Annotated in this window: 27 protein-coding genes; 23 read left to right on the top strand and 4 right to left on the bottom strand. The window is 32.8% G+C overall.

Annotation, left to right across the window (positions count from 1 at the left end):
- The first annotated feature begins 4 nt into the window (after nt 1-4).
- The 5 genes from ACFWV9_RS02785 (at nt 5) to ACFWV9_RS02765 (ending at nt 6,833) form a co-directional block, all read left to right on the top strand.
- The gene (locus ACFWV9_RS02785; RefSeq protein WP_411893711.1) at nt 5-805 is read left to right on the top strand and encodes a class I SAM-dependent methyltransferase; all 801 of its coding nucleotides are present in this window, start codon (nt 5-7) and stop codon (nt 803-805) included.
- Nucleotides 806-965: 160 nt separating this feature from the next.
- Nucleotides 966-4,241 carry a PDZ domain-containing protein gene (locus tag ACFWV9_RS02780; protein ID WP_411893710.1) on the top strand — a complete coding sequence of 1,092 codons (3,276 nt, stop codon included), beginning with the start codon at nt 966-968 and terminating at the stop codon, nt 4,239-4,241.
- Nucleotides 4,242-4,248: 7 nt separating this feature from the next.
- Entirely contained in the window at nt 4,249-5,493 is a 1,245-nt protein-coding gene (locus ACFWV9_RS02775) for an alpha/beta hydrolase-fold protein (protein WP_411893709.1), read from the top strand.
- Between the two features lie 63 nt (nt 5,494-5,556).
- A complete protein-coding gene (locus ACFWV9_RS02770) occupies nt 5,557-5,895 on the top strand; it encodes a low molecular weight protein tyrosine phosphatase family protein (RefSeq protein ID WP_411893708.1) in 339 nt (112 codons plus the stop codon).
- A gap of 224 nt (nt 5,896-6,119) precedes the next feature.
- Entirely contained in the window at nt 6,120-6,833 is a 714-nt protein-coding gene (locus tag ACFWV9_RS02765) for an SDR family NAD(P)-dependent oxidoreductase (RefSeq protein WP_411893707.1), read from the top strand.
- A gap of 300 nt (nt 6,834-7,133) precedes the next feature.
- On the opposite strand, the gene ACFWV9_RS02760 is transcribed toward ACFWV9_RS02765, so the two are convergent.
- A complete protein-coding gene (locus ACFWV9_RS02760) occupies nt 7,134-8,201 on the bottom strand; it encodes a methyltransferase (RefSeq protein WP_411893706.1) in 1,068 nt (355 codons plus the stop codon).
- A gap of 340 nt (nt 8,202-8,541) precedes the next feature.
- Between ACFWV9_RS02760 and ACFWV9_RS02755 the strand changes: the two genes are divergently transcribed.
- The 3 genes from ACFWV9_RS02755 (at nt 8,542) to ACFWV9_RS02745 (ending at nt 10,966) form a co-directional block, all read left to right on the top strand.
- Nucleotides 8,542-9,120 carry a toxin-antitoxin system YwqK family antitoxin gene (locus ACFWV9_RS02755; RefSeq protein WP_411893705.1) on the top strand — a complete coding sequence of 193 codons (579 nt, stop codon included), beginning with the start codon at nt 8,542-8,544 and terminating at the stop codon, nt 9,118-9,120.
- Between the two features lie 171 nt (nt 9,121-9,291).
- On the top strand, nt 9,292-10,026 hold the full coding sequence (locus tag ACFWV9_RS02750) for a hypothetical protein (RefSeq protein WP_411893704.1): 735 nt from the start codon (nt 9,292-9,294) through the stop codon (nt 10,024-10,026).
- Nucleotides 10,027-10,189: 163 nt separating this feature from the next.
- Complete coding sequence (locus ACFWV9_RS02745; protein WP_411893703.1) at nt 10,190-10,966, top strand: DUF1295 domain-containing protein; 777 nt, start codon at nt 10,190-10,192, stop codon at nt 10,964-10,966.
- A 390-nt stretch (nt 10,967-11,356) separates the two neighbouring features.
- Here ACFWV9_RS02745 and ACFWV9_RS02740 read toward each other — a convergent pair whose 3' ends face one another.
- Complete coding sequence (locus ACFWV9_RS02740) at nt 11,357-12,715, bottom strand: cyclic 2,3-diphosphoglycerate synthase (RefSeq protein WP_411893702.1); 1,359 nt, start codon at nt 12,713-12,715, stop codon at nt 11,357-11,359.
- 400 nt (nt 12,716-13,115) lie between these two features.
- Here ACFWV9_RS02740 and ACFWV9_RS02735 point away from each other — a divergent pair, with 400 nt between their 5' ends.
- From ACFWV9_RS02735 to ACFWV9_RS02720, 4 genes are all read left to right on the top strand, one after another.
- Nucleotides 13,116-13,874 (top strand): class I SAM-dependent methyltransferase, encoded by a 759-nt coding sequence (locus ACFWV9_RS02735; protein ID WP_411893701.1) that lies wholly within the window; start codon nt 13,116-13,118, stop codon nt 13,872-13,874.
- Nucleotides 13,875-13,948: 74 nt separating this feature from the next.
- Entirely contained in the window at nt 13,949-14,803 is an 855-nt protein-coding gene (locus ACFWV9_RS02730; protein ID WP_411893700.1) for a GNAT family N-acetyltransferase, read from the top strand.
- A 9-nt stretch (nt 14,804-14,812) separates the two neighbouring features.
- Nucleotides 14,813-15,613, top strand: coding sequence for a class I SAM-dependent methyltransferase (locus tag ACFWV9_RS02725; RefSeq protein ID WP_411893699.1), 801 nt, complete (start codon nt 14,813-14,815; stop codon nt 15,611-15,613).
- A 42-nt stretch (nt 15,614-15,655) separates the two neighbouring features.
- Entirely contained in the window at nt 15,656-16,144 is a 489-nt protein-coding gene (locus ACFWV9_RS02720; RefSeq protein ID WP_411893698.1) for a hypothetical protein, read from the top strand.
- A 51-nt stretch (nt 16,145-16,195) separates the two neighbouring features.
- On the opposite strand, the gene ACFWV9_RS02715 is transcribed toward ACFWV9_RS02720, so the two are convergent.
- The gene (locus ACFWV9_RS02715) at nt 16,196-16,570 is read right to left on the bottom strand and encodes a winged helix-turn-helix transcriptional regulator (RefSeq protein WP_411893697.1); all 375 of its coding nucleotides are present in this window, start codon (nt 16,568-16,570) and stop codon (nt 16,196-16,198) included.
- An 87-nt stretch (nt 16,571-16,657) separates the two neighbouring features.
- Here ACFWV9_RS02715 and ACFWV9_RS02710 point away from each other — a divergent pair, with 87 nt between their 5' ends.
- From ACFWV9_RS02710 to ACFWV9_RS02690, 5 genes are all read left to right on the top strand, one after another.
- Nucleotides 16,658-16,894, top strand: coding sequence for a hypothetical protein (locus tag ACFWV9_RS02710; protein ID WP_411893696.1), 237 nt, complete (start codon nt 16,658-16,660; stop codon nt 16,892-16,894).
- Nucleotides 16,881-17,396 carry an N-acetyltransferase family protein gene (locus ACFWV9_RS02705; protein WP_411893695.1) on the top strand — a complete coding sequence of 172 codons (516 nt, stop codon included), beginning with the start codon at nt 16,881-16,883 and terminating at the stop codon, nt 17,394-17,396. The genes ACFWV9_RS02710 and ACFWV9_RS02705 overlap by 14 nt, the downstream gene beginning before the upstream one ends.
- A 180-nt stretch (nt 17,397-17,576) precedes the next feature.
- The gene (locus tag ACFWV9_RS02700) at nt 17,577-18,344 is read left to right on the top strand and encodes a class I SAM-dependent methyltransferase (RefSeq protein WP_411893694.1); all 768 of its coding nucleotides are present in this window, start codon (nt 17,577-17,579) and stop codon (nt 18,342-18,344) included.
- A 14-nt stretch (nt 18,345-18,358) separates the two neighbouring features.
- Nucleotides 18,359-18,796: a hypothetical protein gene (locus ACFWV9_RS02695; protein WP_411893693.1), complete on the top strand. Its 438-nt coding sequence runs from the start codon at nt 18,359-18,361 to the stop codon at nt 18,794-18,796.
- Nucleotides 18,797-18,899: 103 nt separating this feature from the next.
- Nucleotides 18,900-19,382, top strand: coding sequence for a nuclear transport factor 2 family protein (locus ACFWV9_RS02690; RefSeq protein WP_411893692.1), 483 nt, complete (start codon nt 18,900-18,902; stop codon nt 19,380-19,382).
- A gap of 11 nt (nt 19,383-19,393) precedes the next feature.
- Here the strand turns inward: ACFWV9_RS02690 and ACFWV9_RS02685 are convergent, their stop codons facing one another.
- Nucleotides 19,394-20,287, bottom strand: a complete 894-nt coding sequence (locus ACFWV9_RS02685; RefSeq protein WP_411893691.1) for a hypothetical protein — start codon at nt 20,285-20,287, stop codon at nt 19,394-19,396.
- 198 nt (nt 20,288-20,485) lie between these two features.
- Between ACFWV9_RS02685 and msrB the strand changes: the two genes are divergently transcribed.
- The 6 genes from msrB to ACFWV9_RS02655 all read left to right on the top strand — a co-directional run bounded on the left by msrB (nt 20,486) and on the right by ACFWV9_RS02655 (nt 23,077).
- Complete coding sequence (gene msrB, locus ACFWV9_RS02680) at nt 20,486-20,938, top strand: peptide-methionine (R)-S-oxide reductase MsrB (RefSeq protein ID WP_411893690.1); 453 nt, start codon at nt 20,486-20,488, stop codon at nt 20,936-20,938.
- Nucleotides 20,938-21,483, top strand: coding sequence for a peptide-methionine (S)-S-oxide reductase MsrA (gene msrA / locus ACFWV9_RS02675; RefSeq protein ID WP_411893689.1), 546 nt, complete (start codon nt 20,938-20,940; stop codon nt 21,481-21,483). Before msrB ends, msrA begins: the two co-directional genes overlap by 1 nt.
- A 93-nt stretch (nt 21,484-21,576) precedes the next feature.
- Nucleotides 21,577-22,065 (top strand): peroxiredoxin family protein, encoded by a 489-nt coding sequence (locus ACFWV9_RS02670; RefSeq protein WP_411893688.1) that lies wholly within the window; start codon nt 21,577-21,579, stop codon nt 22,063-22,065.
- A complete protein-coding gene (locus ACFWV9_RS02665; RefSeq protein WP_411893687.1) occupies nt 22,066-22,314 on the top strand; it encodes a glutaredoxin family protein in 249 nt (82 codons plus the stop codon).
- A complete protein-coding gene (locus ACFWV9_RS02660; protein WP_411893686.1) occupies nt 22,293-22,808 on the top strand; it encodes a peptide-methionine (S)-S-oxide reductase in 516 nt (171 codons plus the stop codon). Before ACFWV9_RS02665 ends, ACFWV9_RS02660 begins: the two co-directional genes overlap by 22 nt.
- On the top strand, nt 22,805-23,077 hold the full coding sequence (locus ACFWV9_RS02655; protein ID WP_411893685.1) for a hypothetical protein: 273 nt from the start codon (nt 22,805-22,807) through the stop codon (nt 23,075-23,077). Before ACFWV9_RS02660 ends, ACFWV9_RS02655 begins: the two co-directional genes overlap by 4 nt.
- Nucleotides 23,078-23,082 lie beyond the last annotated feature (5 nt).

Genomic DNA, 23,082 nt, shown 5'->3' with positions numbered 1-23,082 from the left:
AAAAATGGATCTAAAATTAAATGCCGACAGATTTACAGGTAGTGCATATATCTCTACTTATGACAAATTTAGACCCTACCCTCCAAAAGAAATTATTCAACTTGCCATCAATTATTTAGGGCATTCTAACAATCTCAGTGTAGTTGATTTAGGTTGTGGATCTGGTATATCAACTTTTGTATGGGATGGAATCGCAACAAAAATTCATGGATTCGATGCAAGTGAAGAAATGATTGAATTTGCATTAAAGCATAATACAAATCAAACTATTTCCTTTAATCAGGCATTTTCGCACGCAATACCGCTTAAATCCAATACAATAGATATAGTTTCTAGTTCTCAATCGCTTCATTGGATGGAACCAAAATCCACTTTTTCAGAGGTAAACAGATTGTTAAAGGATAAAGGCGTTTTTCTAGTGTATGATGTTATCTGGCCACTATCTTTAAATACAGATTATGAGATGGCATATACAGAATTGTTCAAGACAGTAGATAAACTAACAAAAAACTTAAATGAAGAAATTGCGATTAGATGGGATAAAACGGAACATCTACAAAGGATTAAAGACTCCAATTATTTTAACTATGTAAAGGAGTCTTATTTTCACAAATCTGAACCAGCCAGTAAAGAAAAATTAATTGGTATTGCTATGAGTCAAGGCGGATTAGAGGCATTAATAAAAAAGGGGTTTTCAAGTGAAGCATGTGGTATAGATAAGTTCATTACAACTGTTAATGAAATGGAGAATATTCCTAAGGAAATGATTTATAATTACAGAGTTATTTTTGCTGTAAACAACTGAAATAAAGCAAATAAAATACCTCTTTTACAGATTTTATTAAACTTCCAAATAAACCATCCTACTTTATTTACTATCTTAGAGCTTAAGTAATTATTTCATTCAAAATTCACTAATTAAATACATTACTCTTATCATAAATCAATCTTTTAAATCAATCAAAATGAAAACCATTTTAGCAAGTTTTCTTGCGCTTACCAGTCTAATTTTATCCGCCCAAATCAACGCAAAATTAATGCGTTATGTAGATGTTTCAGAAACACAAATCACCTTTGTTTATGGAGGTGATATATGGGTTGTAAATAAATCTGGCGGAACTGCATTACAATTAACCAACTCTCCTGGTGAAGAATCTTACCCTAAGTTCTCACCTGATGGTAAAGAAATTGCATTTACTGCAAGTTATAGAGGAAATCAAGATGTATATGTAATGAATACTACAGGTGGTGTACCACTGCGACTTACCTATGGTTCACATTCAGATCGTATGGTAGATTGGCATCCTTCTGGCAAAACCATACTTTTTGCCTCAAGACGGGAGACAGGCATACCTTCTGGTAGAATAAACCAATTGTATCTTATCCCTAAATCGGGCGGAATGCCAGAAAAATTGGCAATCCCTTATGGAGAAATTGCAACATACTCCAATGACGGTAAGCACTTAGCTTATATCACAAAAATTACCGAAACATATCCATTTAAGAGATACAGAGGAGGTTTAACATCAGATATTTATTTATTTGATCTTGAAAAAAATTCAGCCAAGAATATCACCAATAATATGGCGAACGACGGCAAACCAGCCTGGGCCAACAACAAGATCTATTTTCTTTCAGATCGTGCGGATGATATGCGCCTTAATATCTGGAGTTATGATGTTACCACTGAGGCTATAAAAAGGGTTACTAATTTTAAAGATTTTGATATCACTTATTTATCTGCTGGACCATCAGAATTAGTTTTTGAAGTAGGCGGTACATTGCACCTTATGGATCTGGCAACTGAGCAAACCAGAGAAGTCAATGTCTTAGTGTTGAGTGATCTCAGTTTAGAAATGGCTAGGCGTGTTAGTGTCGAAAAGCAGATTAGCAATATGACTGCAGCTCCTGGTGGAAAACGAATAGTTTTTGAAGCTCGTGGTGAACTATTTAATGTTCCGGCTAAAGAAGGTTTTGTTGAAAATATTACAACAAACTCTGGCGCTTTTGATCAAAGTCCTTCATGGTCTCCTAATGGTGATTATGTTGCCTACTGGAGTGATAAATCGGGTGAATATGAAATTTATGTTCAACCGATGCGAGAAGATAAACCTGCAAAAAAATTAACATCACGAAATAAGGGGTTTGGCTATTCACTAAACTGGTCGCCTGATAGTAAAAAAATTGCTTTCATTGATGAGACAAATGACATTAGTATTATTGAAGTAGAATCGGGTAAAGTTAAGGTTGCTGATAACTACAGATGGAATTATGGACATGGTGGTCGTTTTAGTTTCCCTATAAATTGGTCGCACGATTCTAAATTCATCACCTATTCTATTGGTATGGATAACGGTAATGAAGCTATATTTATTTATGACCTTGAAAACAATAAAAAACAGCAAGTTACCAGTGGATTTTATAGTGATAGCAGTCCGGTTTTCAGTTCAGATGGTATATACCTTTTCTTTTTAACAAGTAGAAATTTTAATGCACTCTACAGTGATATGCAAGATGGAACTTGGATTTACCCTAATACAACACAATTGGCTGCTATAAACCTGAGTAACGACAGTGCCTATTTATTAAAGGCTAAAAATGATGAACTTAAAGCTGAAGAAAAGAACGAGGATAAAAAAGAAGAAGATAAAAACGGAGAATCTAAAAAAGACAGTAAGGAAAAATCAATTAAAATTGATTGGGGAGAATTAGAAAGTCGCTTGGTAATTCTTCCAGTAAAACCAGGCAATTTAAATAACCTTATGGCATTTGATGGCAAGGTGGTATATCGTCGTTTTCCAAATTCTGGTTCTACTGGTGGAGATCCAGAACTTATGTATTATGATTTAAAGGAGCGAAAAGAAGAGTCTATAATGGGCAAAATTAATGGTGTTGTAAAAATTGCTGATGGTAAAGCGCTATTAGTGCGTAGTGGACCAAAATTTGGCATTATAAAACCTGAAAAAGGTCAAAAAATTAAGGATGCAATACCAACAAGCGGTTTAGTTATGGAACTCAACCCAAAAGAAGAATGGCGTCAGATTTTTAATGATACTTGGAGAAGACATAGGGATTTCTTTTATGATAAAGACATGCAACAAGTAGATTGGGACAAACTGCGAAAACAATATGGTGACTTAATCGAAGATGCACGCTCGCGTTGGGATATAACATTTTTACAATCTAATCTCGCTGCAGAATTAAGTGCTGGGCATACCTACACTTTTGGTGGAGACAATGAACGTGTTAACAATGTCAGTACAGGATATCTTGGTATTGATTGGGACATGGACTCTAAAGGTTACAAAATTAAACGTATCGTTAAACCTGCGCCATGGGATGCAGAAAACAGATCACCTTTTGACAGACCAGGAGTTAATGTTTCAAAAGGCGATTATATACATTCCGTAAATGGTATGACACTGTCATTAGACAAAGAACCATTTGCAGTATTCGAGGGTCTTAATGGTAAGACTGTAGCTTTAAAAGTTAGTAAAACAGGTAATGCCAAAGATGCAAAGGAAGTAATCATTACATGTTTGTCTGCTGGTCAGGAAAATAATCTGAGATACTTGGATTGGATTGAACATAATAGACTAATGGTAGAAAAACTATCAGGTGGTAAACTAGGTTATGTTTATATGACAAACACCAGTGGTCGTGGTCAACTCGATCTGGTAAAGATGTACTATGGCCAATTAGATAAGGAAGGTTTTATCATTGATGAACGTTTTAATGGTGGCGGACAACTTGCCGATCGTTTTTTAGAACTTATGACACGGCCAGTGATTTATAATTTATACTGGCGTCATGGAAAATCACATACCTTCCCGGTTAAAACCAATACTGGTCCAATGGGAATGCTAATAAATGGTTGGGCAGGTTCTGGAGGTGATGGTCTTCCGTGGGCTTTTAGAGAACTAGATGCAGGACCAATTGTTGGTGAACGTACCTTAGGAATACTTGTCGGACCAGCCACAGGACATAGCCTCATTGATGGTGGTGGTATTACAGTACCTGGTGCACGACTATATTACAATAGTGGAAAATGGTTTGATGAAGGTGTTGGTGTTAAGCCAGATTTTATTGTTCTAGACGATCCTAATTTAATAATGCAAGGACGCGATCCACAAATGGAAAAAGTAGTTGATGAAGTGATGAAATTAGTTAAGACCAATCCAAAGGTCGCTACACCGCCTCCAGCAAAAGAAGATCGTACAGCAAAAGGGTTAAAGAATTAACGACACTATGAACAACTATTTAAGAGGCTTTACATTAGTAATAACACTTATTCTATTACAGCCTTTAGTAAAAGCACAGAACGAAAAATTTCTACAAAATCCTGCGCAACAGGATAGTATATATTCTGAGAGTTTAAATGAACAGCGTATATTTTATGTACAATATCCAGATGATTACGATGCTAACAGCACTATAAAATATCCGGTTGCATATATTTTAGATGGTGAATTTCTACTTCCAACGGTTCATAATTTTCTAGGGTATTATAGTGGAGGTTTCACACCAGAGATGATTTTAGTTGGTATTTCAAACCTTAATAATAGAACGCGCGATCTCACAACTACCAAAATAACGGAGAGTTATGGCATGCCCTATAGTATTGAGAATGGAGAAGCTGCTAATTTTGCTAAGTTTATTGCTAGTGAACTTATTCCGTATATAGAAAATACGTATCCTGTAACCAATTACAGAACCTTGGTTGGGCATTCTTATGGTGGTTTGTTTACGGTTTATACCCTACTCTATAATCCAGAGTTATTTGCTAACTATATAGCCATAGATCCAAGTATAGATTGGGATAATCAGAAATTACTTAATGAGGCCAAAGACATTCTTTCTACCAATAGTTTTGAAGGTAAGTCATTGTTTATGTCCTTAAATGGTCAGTTGCATTGGCAAAACCCAGACATAACTATTAATAATGTTATGGACGACAACTCTGATGCTACCTTATTTGCCCGATCTAATATTGCCTTTAGAAAGTCAATTGAGCTAAACCAAGATAATGGGTTGAGTTTGCATTGGAAGTTCTATCCTAACGATTTGCATGGCACTATTCAATTTCCATCAGTAAGGGATGGTTTCATTTCAACCTTTCAATGGTTTCAAATGGAGAATACAGATAAAATAAATTCTTTTGAAACCACTAATGAAGAGCTGACTAAGATCATAAGATATAGAGCAGAAAAACTAGAAAAACACTTTGGCTATGTTGTACCACCCTATCCGGAAGAATTGCTAAATATGTCAGGCTATATGAGTATGGATATGGAGAATGCAGAACGTGCTAAAATGTACTTTGAATTTGCCACAGAATTTTATCCTAAAAGCGCTAATGCCTATGATTCTATGGCAGATTATTACGAAAAGAATAATGACAACAAAAAGGCTTTAAAATTTGCGCAAATGGCCTATGAGCTCAACAAAGCGGATTATTTTAAAGAAAAAATTGAACGCCTTAAAAACAAATAAAAACATAGTGGGAATAATAACTATTCCCAATCTTGACGCTAAAACTGAGCGCATTTAAATTGAATGAAAAAGAAAATACTATTTGTTTGTACCATAAATAGAATGCGAAGTGCAACAGCCCACGAAATCTATAAAGATGATGACCGTTTCGAAATTCAATCTGCTGGTACAGATCCTTCGGCGAAAATTGAAATCAATGAGAGTTTACTCGATTGGGCTGATTCAATTGTGGTTATGGAAAAGCATCACAGAAACACAATAAGAAAAAAATATCCTGAACTCTATGAAACTAAAAAGATTGTTTGCCTTTACATCCCTGATGAATATGATTTTATGGATAAAACATTAATAGAATTACTTCAAGGAAAGTTCGAAGACGTTCTGCGAAGAGGACTATTGTAACGTTACATAGTGCCAACAACGCGTATAACTCATGCCTCTGAATACACTAAAATTTATATATCTTTAAATTATATAAATTTTGTGTAACTCACTCAAACCTGAAAACGGCACGAGCCATACACGAACACGATGAGAACACATTCGCCAAAGGCGAACTTTAATTACTACGGGCTTTCGCACTCTCGTCCTTAAAGTAAATGTGTTCTCATCACAAGCAAGACTGAATGAACAAAGCAATAATAATTGGTGCAACATCTGGAATTGGAAATGAACTTGCTAAAATTCTTGTCCAAAATGGATATATAGTTGGAATTACAGGTAGGCGGAAAACTGAATTACTAAAATTAAAAAATAGCCATCCTAATAATTATGTCATAAGTTCTTTTGACTGTACATCCGAAAATAATTCTAAAAAACTATCTGAATTGACTGACCAAATTGGTGGACTTGACCTTTTGATTTTGAGTTCAGGGACTGGAGATTTAAATGAAGATTTGGATTTTGAAACCGAGCATAAAACAAACTTGTTAAATGTCAATGCATTTACTGAAATTGTCGATTGGACTTTTAATTACTTTAAAAAACAAGAAAACGGACATTTAGTTGCAATTAGCTCGATTGCAGGAATTCGAGGTGGCAGAATTGCACCAGCTTACAATGCTTCAAAAGCATATCAAATCAATTATTTAGAAGGATTAAGACAAAAGGCAACTAAAACAAAAAAGCCGATTTATGTAACCGACATTCGACCAGGATTTGTTGATACGGATATGGCTAAAGGGGAAGGACAATTTTGGGTAGCAACAAAGGAAAAAGCTTCTCGACAGATTTTCGGAATTATAAAACGGAAAAAAGGGGTTGGGTACGTAACTAAAAGATGGTGGATTATTGCCAAATTGTTGAGATTGATTCCAAACGGAATATATAAGAAAATGTGAAAATGCCAGATGGCTAACACCGTGTATAATTAATTGCTTTGGTCGTTGCTTATTTAGAAAATTCCTTCGGAATTTTCTCGCGTTCGTTTTTGTTTACTAAATTAGTTGCTGAAACACGCAACACACGAGATGCTGAAAGCGTCGAACTGGCGAAGACAACTATTAAAACTAGGAGATTTTTGTTCGACATTTTAAAAAAATATCGGATACAAAAAAGAACTAGTAAAAATAATCAGCGAAGCTAAACCATACACAAGACCGTTACTCAACATTTAATAACTATTTAGGTAACATGAAAACTCAAATGTTCACTAGTACCCAAAGCTCTACTTCTTCTGAAGAACGCCAATGCTGATCTCGTTTAGTTTTAATAGAAGCAGCTTTCACCTTTTTTTTAATGCATCTTTCCAATTGAAACCTATTGCCTTCAACTAATTCTGTTTCTATTGGATGTAATGTTGTAACATTAGTTATTTGAGCCAAATTTGAGAAGATTAATACAAGTTTACCCTCAGGCAAAAGTCTTTTTTTTGCCGCAATAAAAAAATCCGTAAACAAGGTCTTATTGTAATAAATAGCTTCATCAATACTATTAAGATCATGATCTTCAGGTAGCCAAGGAGGATTAAACACAATCAATTCAGTCGGTTTTTCCCATTTACCAAAGAGATGCCCAAAGTCCAATTCAATCTTCCTGGATAACTTAGTTGAACCCATAAACTCAATCAATCCAACAATTGCATTCGGATTTATATCAGTTGCATAGACTTTTTGGAAATTATGTTGTATCAATTGCATTGTCAATACTCCACAACCAATTCCAATTTCTATTGCTGTTTTTTTTGATCCTGTATAACGCTTCAACCAATTATCAAAAAGTAATAAATGTTCAAAACGCGTTGGGAAATATACTCCGTAATAAGGACTTATTTTGTTGCGAAGTACTGGTAGAGAAATCCCATTTTGATACCATTGCCAAGAGCTATTCAATCCCTGTACTTGAGGAAAGGTGAGACAAAAATGATTATTATCTGGATAAAACTTTTCTAACCAACCAATGCTAGGTGATTTCTTTACACTTAGTTTTTGATTGACAATTTCTAATAAAATTAAATTTGAAAGTTTATGATATTCTGAGCGATACTTTTGCTGCTCCTTAAAAGATTTATTAGGTAATTTAAGTTTCAGATATTTATGTAAATCCTGAAGAAGAGATATTCCATCATTATAAAAATCATTGATTATTATCGATTCACCTTTCTTTAGCGCCTTTATAGTAAGTTCAACCTCAGTTCCTTGATTATATATTTTTCGTTTTTCGTTAATTGCAATAGGCTCTGGTTTGTTTACTTCTATCTCAGTAATCATTGATTGGTTTCCTTTTTGATAAGGTAAGTATTCCTTTCTGCCTATTACTGTTATCTATAGAAAATATTCAAATAACTTTGGGCAACAACGTTTATAATTCATTGCTTTGGCAAGTGCTTATTTGGAAAATCCCTTCGGAATTTTCTCGCGTTCATTTTTGTTTGCTAAATTAGTTGCTGAAACACGCAACGAAATCATTCACAAAACCCTTGTGTGTAATTTTTAGAATTTTACCTAACATAACTCTCTGCTCATCCAAAAACATATTTTAAGTGTATATTAAGTAAATAACTTCTAGCAACAGCATTAGTGAATGTTACTAGAATATAAAAACATTGTTATGATTTCAATTTCTAATCTTTTTGCTAAAACATTTACCTTTTTATTGCTTTTCTTTTTAACAATAAGTGGGTATGCTCAAAACACAATAGCGATGTCACAAACTGTGACTAAACGAGAAGTTTCAATGTCAAATGCAACAGGTAAAAGAACCAGTGGAATTTACAGGTATTACGCAAAAGGAGATGACAATCCTTATACAGGTGTATTATTTGCAAAATATCCCAATGGGAATTATTCGTCATGGCAAGAATATGTAGATGGAATAGGGCAAGGAAAATGGATTAATTACTATAAAAACGGCAACTACAAAGAAGTTGGATACTACAACAATAATCTTGTTGAAGGACCAATAAAAAAATATTACGAAAACGGAATTCTTAAAGCTGAAGGTAACTATAAAGATTGGAGAATTAAGATTGGGAAATGGAAGTACTATGATCAAAAGGGTAAACTAGAGTCTACGATAGATTATGGTGAAAAGGGTAGTATTGAAGAAGTACAGAAATACTTCGAACGAGGAGAAATTTCCTATAGTTGGTATTCAGATATCATTACAAAAAACGGATTTAAAGAATAGGTATTGAAATAAATATCTACAAAAACTCCACACAACAACATTGTGCTCTATTTTAACCAACTACTAACCAATGATATTATCGCGCCAAGATTTACATAGTAAATTAAATGTCTGGTAGACATTTAGGCGAGATACCCGCTTGCGGTCGAACTAAATGCTTAAATTAGATTTATGATTAAGTTTTTTAGAAAAATACGCTACGACCTAATGGAAAAAAACAAAACTGGAAAATATTTAAAATATGCCATTGGTGAGATAATCTTGGTTATGGTCGGTATCCTACTCGCCTTACAGGTGAGCAATTGGAATCAACAACGTATAGCTACTCAAAAAGAAGAACTCCTGCTAGAAGCGCTCAACAAAGAGTTCGTTAAGAATAAAGCTCAATTCGAAGGTGTCATTGTTAGACATGAGCGTGCATTGGCGAGCACGCAATTCGCTATTTCTCAATTCCCTATAGACCCTGAGACGATAAACTTGGACACATACTCTGCAGGAATGGGAAGTTGGGGACAATGGTCTACATTCAATCCAACCCAAGGTGTGATTCGTTCATTGGTGAACACTTCCTCCTTCGAGCTGATCTCTAACCCTGAGTTAAGAGTCCTGCTCGTCTCATGGGAGGACGTACTGGCGGATTATAAGGAGGAAGAAGATCAAGCACTTTATGTGCTTCAGAATTTTCTGTATCCGGAAATCGCAGAGCATATATCATGGGTCAATGGAATGTCAGATGATCGTTCTGAAAAAGACTATCTATCTACGATTCAGTACGAGAATGTTTTCGTTCGAAGAGAAATCGACTTGAACAACATTCTAGGATGGGAGGAAAATGAAGACAACGAATTAAAACTCATTAAAAATACCATCGATCGAATTATCGAACTATCAAAACCTGTAAAATAACGAATGGCTAACAACGTGTATAATCGCTAACGCTAGTTCGCTACGCTTATGTCATTGCTACTACTCGCCTATTGCAAAAATTAGTTAACTTTAAATAATCTGATTTCAACGCAACAAAATCATAGCCGAGACCTTTGTATTATATTATGACTAAAACTAACCAATGCTAACTCTATTTTCTCAAGCTGCATTAATCATTTTAATTCTTGTAACGCTGTTATGGATATGGAGTATTTTTATAAAAAATGTAAGTATTGTTGATATTTTTTGGGGTTTTGGGTTTGTAGTTGTTAATGCGTTCTATGTATTTATGTCTGGAGAACTAAACCCAAGAAAACTTTTGATTCTAATTTTAGTTAGTATTTGGGGACTTAGGCTTGCGATCTATCTAGCATATAGAAACATAGGGAAAGGTGAGGATTTTAGATATAAGGAATTCAGAAAAAATTATGGCCCTAAAAATTATTGGTGGATAAGTTTTTTCCAAACTTTTTTATTACAGGGAGCCTTGATTATGATTATTTCTTTACCGCTTTTGGGCATTAATTTAAGCACAAGTAATGGAACACTTACTGTACTGGATTATTCTGGAATATTAGTATGGCTCATTGGATTTACTTTTGAAGCTGGTGGCGATTTTCAGTTAGCGCGTTTTAAAAGCAATCCTAATAATAAAGGAAAGGTCTTAAATACAGGGTTTTGGAAATATACTAGGCATCCTAATTATTTTGGTGACTCTGCAGTGTGGTGGGCATATGGAATTTTTAGCATTGCAGCAGGAAGTTACTGGCAAATAATAGGCTCTATTGTAATGACTATGTTGATTATAAAAATATCAGGAGTAAGCTTACTTGAAAAAACTTTAAAAAAGACAAAACCGCAATACAGAGATTACATTCAAAAAACAAGTTCATTTTTTCCACGGTTACCAAAAAAGTAAATGACAATGGATTTTATCACTAAAAATATTTGGCTTTTGCTTTTTGTGGTATGGGGATTACCATTAAGTTATTACAGAAGTAAATTCCGCAAAATCGTTTATCAAACTGATAGTTGGTTAATAAACATTAAACCTCTTTTTTGGAAAGAAATCAAAGGCCTTTTCGGAAATATCTACCCTGAAAATCTCAAATATAAAAAGTTCAGAAACTTCTACCTTTTCTATCTGACTATTTATTTCTTGTTATTTATTGCTTATCTCATTTTTGATACAGATGTTTAAAGAATTTAGGAATTACAACAACGCATATAACACATTGTGTTAGAAAATATCTTCAAATAAGAAACAGCACCAAATTGGTGCTGTTTCTTTATCAATTAATCTCTTCTTTTATACTAATTCACCCAATTCTTTATTCATTCCTTTTTTAATCAAAAATTCCTCTATAACACTCTCAAGACTCGGCTCTCCAATGGATTGTAGGTCATAAAAAACTCTTGTGCTAGGCTTATTGATATTGATAATACGACTTAGATCTATAGGTGTACCAATAACTACCGCATCACAGTCACAAGCATTTATAGTTAATTCTAGATCCCTAAGTTGTTCTTCTCCATATCCCATCGCTGGTAAAATGGTCCCAATTTCAGGATATATTTCAAAGGTTTCCTTTAATTTACCAACGAGATAAGGGCGAGGGTCTATAATTTCTGCAACACCATATTTCAGAGCTGCAACACTTCCCGCTCCAATCTTCATTCCGCCGTGGGTTAAAGTTGGCCCATCTTCAACAACCAATACCTTTTTGTTTTTAATCACTTCAGGATCTTCTACCCTTACTGGAGAGGCAGCATCAATAACTATTGCATTAGGAACTACCTCAGACAAGATTTTTCGAACCTTAGTAATGCCCTTTGGTTTTGCTGTATCTATTTTATTGATAATTACCGCATCCGACATTCTTAAATTTACTTCACCAGGATAATATGTCATACCATGGCCAGCACGATGTGGGTCAGTTATGGTGATATGAAAATCTGATTGATAAAATGGGAAATCATTGTTTCCACCATCCCAAACAACAACATCACAACCATTAGGATCATTTTCAGCAGCACGCAATATTGCCTCATAATCAACACCTGCATATATAACATTTCCTCTTACAACATGAGGTTCATATTCCTCCATTTCCTCAATTGTACAGTCATGTTTTTTAAGGTCTTCTAAAGTTGCAAAACGTTGTACTTTTTGTTTTTCAAGATCGCCGTAAGGCATCGGATGTCTTATAGCAACGACCTTAAGGTCGTGCTCCATCAATATTTCTATTAATCGTCTAGAGGTCTGGCTCTTTCCGCATCCTGTTCTTGTTGCACAAACACTTATTAGAGGCTTATAACTTTTAATTGAGGTGTCCTTTGTGCCTAATAATACAAAATTAGCACCAGCAGCATTAACGATTGCGCTTTTATGCATAATGAATTCATAAGAAACATCAGAATAAGAAAAAGCAACATCATCAATTTGTAATTTTTCAATTAATTTAACAAGATCTTTTTCCTCATAAATTGGTATTCCATCAGGATATAGTTTTCCTGCTAAGGCTGCCGGATACTTTCTGTCTGAAATATCAGGTATTTGAGCTGCGGTAAAAGCTAAAACATTATAGGCTTCGTTATCACGATAAAAGGTGTTGAAATTGTGAAAATCGCGACCTGCTGCTCCCATAATTATAACTCGTTTTTTCATAAGTTCTTAATTATTTAATTTATTATTTAAATCAGTGAAATAAAACATTTAAAGGTAGATGATATGCGGTAGGATTACTATGATATTTATCACCTTATAGAATCGAGCCAATTTGGTTACTTATAAATATATTAATGAAGTTTTGGGCTCAAAAAATAGTAAAAGAAATAACGAAAGCACAGTAACGTGCATAGTTCATTGCTCGTAAATTTCTATCGGAATTTCAGTCGCTCTAAACAATGGGTTCTCTCCTATTTGCTATCTTAGTGCAAATGCTTTAGACGATTGACTAAACCGTTAGATAATATTTGTGGAAAAGACCTGTAAAATCATATTAATATCACGGTAGGCAACGGTTATAAAAATGTATAGCCATATTTTAATTGTATTAAGATCAAAAATGAACAGTAAGTATAGAGTCGGCAAATTAATTTATGATGCGAATATCTATGATGGAATGAACACCAACCTAGACGATTTGCAGTTTTACAAACGTTGGTTACCAAAAGATAAGGATGCCAAGATACTTGAACTCTGCTGCGGCACTGGCAGACTTACACTACCAATTAGGAAGAAAGGTTATAAGATTACTGGTGTAGATTTTACGGCTTCAATGCTAACGCAAGCAAGTGCTAAAGCTTTAGAAGAAGGGTTGGAAATTCCTTTTATTCAAGCCGACATGAGAACTTTAGACTTACCAGAGAAATTTGACTTAATTTTTATTCCTTTTAATTCAATACATCATTTATATAAAAACGAAGATTTGTTTAAGGCTTTCAATGCGGTTAAGCAACACCTCAAAGAAGACGGGTTATTTATACTAGATTGTTTTAATCCCAATATTCAATTTATTGCCGAAGGAGGAAAAGAATTAAAAGAGATTTCGTCTTATATAACTAATGATGGTAGAGAAATAGTAATAAAGGAGAAAATGCACTATGAGAGTAAAACTCAGGTTAATCGTATAGATTGGCATTATTTTATTAATGGTGCGTTTGATTCTATTCAGAAATTAGATATGAGAATGTTTTTCCCTCAAGAATTAAATTCTTACATAGAAAGATGTGGTTTTAACATTATACACAAGTTTGGCAGTTTTGAGGAAGAACAATTTAATGACAATTCGGATAAACAAATATTTGTTTGTGCATTAGATTAGCCATTGAGTTACGAGACTTTACCAATGTAAAAAAATAGCTTAGGTATTATATAATTGAAAGTGATAAGACCAAGATGGAATTCAAAACTTTAAAAGGTATAAGTACAAAAGAAATCACTCAGGTTTTTAATGAAGCTTTTTCTGACTATTTTATTCCTTTAAATTTTACCGAAGAACAACTGAAATCAAAAATGGTAGCCGATAAAACAGATTTAAGTTTATCTGTTGGTGTTTTTGAAAAGGGAAATTTAGTTGCTTTTATTTTACATGGATTTGATATTATAGATAATCAAAAAATGGTCTATAACGGAGGAACAGGAGTAGTCCATGAAAAAAGAGGTGCAGGATTAACCAAGCAGATGTATCAATACATTATACCGCTTTTAATAGTAAATGGAATAGACAGAATAATACTTGAGGTTATTGATAAAAATATACAAGCAATAAAATCCTATGAGAAATCTGGTTTTAAAACAAAGAGACATTTAGCGTGCTACAAGGGTAAAATTGAGATATCTAACACAAATGCAAACGTAGAAATCAAAGAATTAAAAAACTATAACTGGCAACTTATGGAATCTTTTTGGGACGTTTCTCCAACGTGGCAAAATTCTATACCTGTTGTGAACGAAATAATATCAACTAATGCTTCTTTAGGTGCTTATGTTAAAAATCAGTTGGTTGGTTATGTTATTTACAACCCAAACAATAATAGAATACAACAAATTGCAGTACAAAAAGGTTATAGAAACAAGAGAATAGCCTCTACCTTAATTGTAAAATTGAAAGAAAGATTTGGTAACAAACTTTCAATTATTAATGTTGACAAAAGGTCTAGTGCTGTAAATGATTTTTTTAATAAAATAGGATTAAAAAATAGTCTTGAACAAATAGAAATGGAAATGATTCTGGGTAACGACAACCAATAAACTAAACAAATGGTAGTTAAATATGATACAATAGGAAGTGATTACAATCTAACGCGTAAAGCAGATAAACACCTCACTGAACAATTAATTCATCACTTACAACCAAACAATAAGGGAACATATTTAGACATTGGTTGTGGTACAGGAAATTACACCATTGCGCTTCAAAAAAACGGATTTAAGTTTATAGGTATAGACCCTTCTGAATTAATGCTAGAAAAGGCACAACAAAAAAGCACTGATATCAATTGGAAAAAAGGTACGGCAGAAAACACAGACCTAAATTCAAACTCGGTTGATGGAATAATCGGTTCTTTAACCATACATCATTGGTCTGATCTAAAGAAGGGATTTTCAGAACTTATTAGAGTGCTAAAACCCAATGGCAGAATTGTGATTTTTACATCAACACCAAAACAAATGGAAGGGTATTGGCTTAATCACTACTTTCCAAAAATGATGTCTGATTCAATTATTCAAATGCCAAATTTAGAACATGTTGATACTGCCATGAAAGAAAGTGGTTTTGAGGCATTAGCTACTGAAAAATATTTTATAAAACCCAATTTAGAAGACCAGTTCCTATATTGTGGCAAACATAATCCCGAATTGTATTTCAATACCCAATTAAGACATGGTATATCGTCGTTTTCATCATTAGCAAATCGTAAAGAGGTTAAAAAGGGACTATCAGAATTAAGAAATGATATTGATAGCGGAAAAGTTGGTCATATTATCAAATCTTATGAAAATGATATTGGAGACTATTTGTACATTATTGGAAAAAAGATTCCTAATTCTAAATTGTAAAACTAAAGTGAAATAATCATAACCAAAATTGCTCCAATAATTATGAAGATTAAACAACTTATTTCCTTAGGACTACTAACTGTTGATTGCACCTCTTGTTACACCTATAAAATTTATCCTAAGGAATATCGTAAACTCGAAAACAACAATCCAAAACTCACTGCATATATTGTAAAAGACAGCTTAAAAAAGGAACACAAAATAATGATGTCTTCAGACCTGTTTGAGATAATATCTGATAGCTCACAAGCGGATTTAAAAATAAAACTATATCCTTTGCAACAAAACTTTGTATGCGGACAACCATTAACTATTTCAATATTAACCATAGGTCAACTACCTGTGACATTACCAGACCGCTATTTATATAGATTTGATGAGATAAAAAATGATACAGTCACCGAACGAAAATTAGAATTGAAATTAGCACAACGTGTCTGGTTTTGGGATATATTTTCCTTTAATAAAAAGTTTGAAGAAAAAGCAGGAAAAGCAGTATTAGGAGAGTATAGAGCAACAAAAAATTATTAACACATGAAAATTCCCTAGTACTCCGTTCACTATGGACTAACCATTTTTAACTTAATCCACATCAATTAAATCACCTTTAGTTTCACCAATTTTTATTCCCCAATTCGTAATAATCTCAACCACAGGTATTATAGTTTCTCCAAATTTTGATAAAGAGTATTCTGTACGTAATGGAGGTTTGATACCGTAAACTTTTCTATTTACCAAACCATCTTTCTGTAGGGATTTTAATTGTAAGCTTAACATTTTCTCGGTAATATCTGGAATTAGTTTTTTAAGTTCAGAAAATCGCATTTTACCATTTCTAAGATACCATAAAACTATACATTTCCATTTCCCACCAATATAATGCATAGTAATACTTGTTCCACAATGATAAATCTTATCTTCTATTTGGTATGCTTTATGTTTTTCATCTAAAATCATAATATGTTTTTAACCTGTCAAATCTAACAGTTATTGCACCTCAAATATATTAAAATTACATTTGTACTGTAAAAAGTATAGTATTAAATGAATATTTTATCTATAGACCTTATTGGATACTCGGCATTAGCTGTAAACTTATATTCTATGTCTGTTAAAGGAGAATATAAACTGAGACTCATATCTGCTATTGCCAACTTCATTTACATTTTATATGGGATATTAATTAATGCCTATCCAATAATTATTGGGTGTTCCATAGCAGTACTATTACATATTTACCACTTAAGGAGAATAAAAACATATTACAATGATAGAGGTTAGAATTGCAAATCATAAGGATGCCGATCATATTGCCAAATTAGGAAGAATAACATTTAGAGAAACGTTTGGGCATCTCTTTATAGATAAAACTGATTTGAACCAATATTTAACTAAAACATTTTCAGTTGACAAAATCAAAAGTGGTTTTAAGAAAACCAACAATGTATTTTTTATTGCTTTTGAGGATGGTTTGCCAGTTGGATATGCTAAACTCAAATTAAATTCAAAATCAGAATTTATTCAATTAAATTCTATTTGTCAACTACAAAAAATATATGTTCTGAAGGATTTTTTATCAAAAAAAGTAGGGTTTCATCTACAAAACTTATTATTTGACAAAGCCAAGGAATCAAATTTTGAAAATATTTGGCTTTCGGTATTAAAAAGCAATGAAAGAGCCATTAATTTTTATAAAAAAAACGATTTTAAAGAGGTTGGAGATCACGAATTTCAAATTGGTAAACAAATTTTCAATTTTATTGTAATGAACAAAGTCCTATAAATTTAAGCTTATTGATATGAAAAGTAAAGAATAACAAAGCAATAATTATGGTGACAATGGTCGGTTGAGGTTGCCATATTTTAATTAAATTTCAAATATAAATTCATTACTATAGTAGTAAGAGTTTTTGCTACCTTTATTCAAAGATTCAATAAAGAAGTTTTAGTCATCATTAGGAATATGAACGACACAAAAATAAAATGGCAACCCAGCCTCTATAACAACAAACATGCATTTGTTTACAACTATGGTGAGGAGCTTATTAAACTACTAGATCCAAAAGACTATGAACGGATTTTAGATTTAGGATGTGGTTCAGGTCAATTGACCTATAAAATAAACGAACTTGCAAAAGAAGTCATCGGAATTGACAAATCGTCTGAAATGATTGCAGATGCCAAATCCAAATTTCCAAATATTGAGTTTTATGTTAGAGATGCAAGCAATTTCAAATTTGAGAAGAAATTTGATGCTATTTTTTCAAACGCCACTCTCCATTGGGTTAACAATGTTGAAGGTGCTATAAAATGTATGTCTGATAATTTAAAGCCCAACGGAAAAATTGTTCTTGAGTTTGGTGGTAAAGGCAATGTACAAACAATTGTAAACCAACTAAAAAAATCTCTTTGCAGCAGAGGGTATTTAGAACAATCTCAATTACAATTATGGTATTTCCCTTCAATTGGTGAATACACTACTCAATTAGAATCAGCTGGTTTTAGAGTCCTTTTTGCTGAACAATATGATCGCCCTACAGAACTCGCAGATGAAAACTCTGGTATAATAGACTGGATTTCCATGTTTGCACAAAGCTTTTTTATTGGAGTTAATGACAACCACATAGAAGAAATTAAGAATGAGGTTCAGGAAGAGATAAAAGCGCAGTGCTTAAAAAATGGAAAATGGATTGCCGATTACAAAAGAATTAGAATAGTAGCCAGAATATAACAATTGAAAACCAGATGAAACTTAATAAGATTATCGCCCTATTTTTTATTATCCTAGCTATGATTCTAGGTATAATATTCTATTTGGCCATTGAATTTCCGGACAACCTTTTTGGTTATTTTAAAAAGGAATATTATAGTCAATATGGCCCTTTGGCAATCTGTATTGAGCTTTTACTAGCAGGTTATTACCTTTTTAGAAAACATGCAAAGGTCAATTTCACCTTAGCCTTATTCGCATTTACTGTTTTATTAGACGCTATTTTTAATTTATTTGGACTTTTTTCTAGCCCATTACCAGTTTATGCAATGATCTTGTTTAGTACATGTGCAATAATTTCTATATGGTTGGCTTTTACCGACACCTTTAATCTTGGAAAAATTTCATTAATTGGAGCTTTGACAAGTTTTGTACTGGGTAATATAGTTGAACTCTTTTTTAATTATTGGTAGGATAAGATTATCAAATAGAAGTATCTGTCCCTATTTTATTAATTTAGTTCTTAATGGATTTAATCTATTTATCAAAATATGACTGATGTTAAACGACAATATTATGAGAACTAACATTTATATTATTTTAATTACTATTCTGTTTGTTTCCTGTAACCAAAACAAAAGTTTTGACCTAGAAAAAGAAAAACAGGAAATATTAAAATTACATAATCAGCAAAGAGCTAATCACTTTAAGAAAGATTCTATTGCTTTTGCCAATCAGCTTTCAAATAACTTTATCTCTGTTAATAGAGGTAAAATAACAATGCCAAAAAAGGAGGAAAATATTAAAAGATACCATAATTACTTCTCTTCGGTTGATTTTGTGAAGTGGGATGATGTTTCAGAACCTATAATAAGATTTTCAGATGACGGAAGCCTTGCATACACTATTGTAGATAAAATTGTGGAAGTAACCTATACTAACGAAAATGGAGAAATGTATAACAGTAGTACACATTTTGCCTGGACTGCGATTTATAAAAAATATGGTGACGAATGGAAAACTGATTGTGTGACATCTACCCAGAAATCAACTGAATAAGAATCTAAACCTTATTGCTTTTCAACTTCTTTTAATCTAAAAGTAGCGTAAACAAAATCGATTTTTTTGGTAAATTCTTCTAGCTCTAAAGAGTCATCTTCATTTGTGTCTAAACCATAAAATCTCAATTTTGCATTTATTGGTTTACCCAATTTATCTTTTTTACCATCGTAATAATTCTGTAATTCTCCTAAGCTAATCTTGTAATTTTTATCTTGGTCTAACTCAAAAAACAAGGTAATTCGTTGGTTAACATATTCTTCATCTGTTAAAGTTTTTTCCTCATCACTAACTGCGATACTTAGCTGTTCTCTATTAGATTTTAGTTTTTCATAACCAAGTTTCATATCTGGTTTCGCCATAATCTCCTCCATATTTATCTCATCATTTTCATTAGCATCCAAAGCATAGAAAATCAACTTGCCATTTATAAGCTCACCAGTAATATTATCAATTTTACCTTGGTTAAATGCTACCATTTCATCAAGTGTAATCCTACCATCTTTATCGGTATCTATTCTAGTGAATTTGGAAATTGCCTTTTCACTTTCACTTAAATTGTCTTCAGTGTTTGGATTTTCTTGGTAACGCTCAGGATACTGCCAGCGGTCTCTATAATTGGTAGCCAATTTAAAATCTGGTCCTTTTACATATTCATTTAAGGTAATAATGCTATTTCTATTCGCATCAAAAGCATAAAATAAACGTTTAGCATCAATAGGTTCTCCAAAACTATTAAGCTTACCCCTATAGAATGAGCGCATTTCGCGATTCGTTATCACTTCATTACCATCTGCATCTATCGTATTAAATAAAACAGTACGTTGTTCTGTCGTGTCTTGGGCCATAATAAATGTCCCAATAAAAAAGAATGTAGCTTTAAGTAGGTTTGTTAAAACTTTCATCACAATTGAATCTTATTTGTTTTACTAATATACACTTATTTCTAAATTACCCTAATTTTATTAATTTAAAGAATCTTTGTTTTCTAGACTATCTTACAGATCATTAACACAATTTTGTAAGGTTTTTGATTATTCTTCGACTATATTTAAGTCTTATTAAAAGCATATTATTAACTAGAAAAGAAAGGACTAAAAAGTATGCTAACTTGGAAAGATGTAATCAACTTTTCCGTTAACGGAAACCCAGCACCAGACAGACGTGTTGAAAAAACAGAAGCTGAATGGAGAGCTCAATTAACTCCAGAACAATTCAGAATTACAAGACAAAAAGGTACGGAGCGTGCACATAGCGGAGCACTTTGTAGTATCTATGATGAGGGCAAATACAACTGTGTATGTTGTGACACACCTTTATTTGATTCTACAATAAAGTTTAGTTCTGGTACTGGTTGGCCAAGCTTTACTCAACCAATTAAAGAGAATGCCATTAAGTACGAAAAAGATTCGTCCTATGGAATGATACGTGTAGAGGTAATGTGTAATACTTGCGATGCGCATTTAGGTCATATTTTTCCTGATGGACCAGAACCAAGTGGATTGCGCTATTGTATTAATTCAGAATCTATGACTTTAGATAAGGAGACGGTATAATGGACAATAAAAATTTACAAATTGCCACAGTTGGTGGTGGTTGCTTTTGGTGTACAGAAGCTGTATTTCAAGAAGTAAAAGGTGTAGAGAAGGTAGTTTCAGGTTATTCTGGCGGTAATGTGCCAGGAAAACCAACGTATCGAGAAATTTGTTCTGGTTTAACAGGTCATGCAGAAGTGGTACAAGTCACTTTTGATGCTAACGTGATATCTTACGAAGATATTATTGTCATTTTTATGACAACTCATGATCCAACAACTTTAAATAGACAAGGTGCAGATCGTGGTACGCAATATCGTTCGGTCATTTATTATCATGATAAAACACAAAAGGAAATTGCTGAAGTCGTGATTAAAGAATTGAATAAGTATTACGAAAACCCTATAGTTACTGAGGTTTCGGAAGCCGTAACGTTTTATGAAGCTGAAAAGGAGCACCAAGATTATTATATAAATAATCAAGCTCAAGGCTATTGTAGTTTTGTAATTACACCAAAGCTTATGAAACTTCGTAAACTACATGCAGATAAGCTTAAAAGTGCTTAATCACTCTGTATTTACTAAAACACTCTAGGCAATTAATTAATTGAATTGCCCTAGATATTAATTCAAAAATTTAAATAAGAAAGGGACACTACAATGTCAAGCCAAACAGAAAATCAAATATTCAAAGCACCTGAATTCGATGTCTATCAATGGATTGATGCTAATGGAAAAAAAACAACACCAATAAAATTATCTGATTTTACAGGAAAATTTAAAATTGTGTATTGTTTTCAGAGTTGGTGTCCTGGTTGTCACAGTAAGGGCTTACCAGATTTAAAAAAGATGGTAAATGCTTTAAAAGACAATAACAAGATTGTATTTATAGCCATTCAGACGGTTTTTGAAGGTCATCAGTCCAACACGTTTGCAAAGATGGTAGAAACCCAAAAACAATATGATTTAGAAATTCCATTTGGACATGATGGAGGTGTTGATGGTAAATCACGTTCAAATATCATGAACAACTATCAAACTGGAGGAACTCCTTGGTTTTTGTTTATTGATAAGTATGATAATATCGTTTATAGCGATTTTCATTTAAACCCAGATGCTGCAATAGAATTTTTAAAGACAATTAAATAAATGATCTCACATATTAATCTGTATGGCACCGAAAGGTGCCATAAAACTCAATATTATAAAACGTTTTTAAATCAAAAAGAACTTGAATACTCATTTCTTGATGTTGAAGACAATGATGAATTTGCCGAAGAATTAAGAAGTCTGTATCAAAATAGAAATCTTAATTTTCCAACTATAACAATTGGTGATAAGAAATTACGAAATCCATCTGAAGAGGAACTTACAAAATGGTTGGACAAATTAAAATAGCTTTCGGAGGAGGATGTCACTGGTGCACCGAAGCCGTTTTTCAGTCATTGAAAGGTGTCAACAAGGTTGAACAAGGTTATGTATCTTCTATAAATGAAAACAGCACCTTTTCTGAAGCAGTTATTGTACATTTTAACAGAGAAATTATTTCACAAGAAACACTAGTTGAAATTCATTTGAATACTCACAATAGTTCCTCAAATCACTCTATGCGAGACAAATATCGTTCAGCAGTATATACATTTAGTGACACGCAGTATAAGGAAGTATACAATACTTTAAATAAATTTCAAAATCAATACAATGGCAAACTTGTAACAAAGGTATACCCATTTTCAGAATTCAAAGCCTCACGAAAAGCGATTCTAAATTACTATCAAAAAAACTATGACAAACCATTTTGTGAACGCTTTATAAACCCAAAATTAGAACTCCTACTAAATCAATTTACTAACCAAGTCAATAAAGACTTTATAATTACAGCAGAAAAATGAATATTTTAGAATCAATTAAAAGTTACTTTGATAAAAAATTAAATGATGAACCAACAGGTAATTCTCCTGAAGGGATATGTCCAAATTGTTGGGGAAAACAAGAATGGGATGGTGAATTTTATGAATTTACTAAAGGAAGTAAAAACGAAAAGCGAGATGAAACCTATAATAACTTTATCAACAAAGTAGTAGAAAGCAATATTGATGGAATTATTATTCAATCAGACACCTATACTTGTAAAACTTGTAATATCAACTATTCTCACTAACGCTA

This window comes from Winogradskyella sp. A2 (genome assembly GCF_046762865.1).
In the GTDB taxonomy this organism is placed as follows: Bacteria; Bacteroidota; Bacteroidia; order Flavobacteriales; family Flavobacteriaceae; genus Winogradskyella.
The sequence above is the reverse complement of the archived record's forward strand: the minus strand, read 5'-3'. Positions and strand labels throughout refer to the sequence as shown.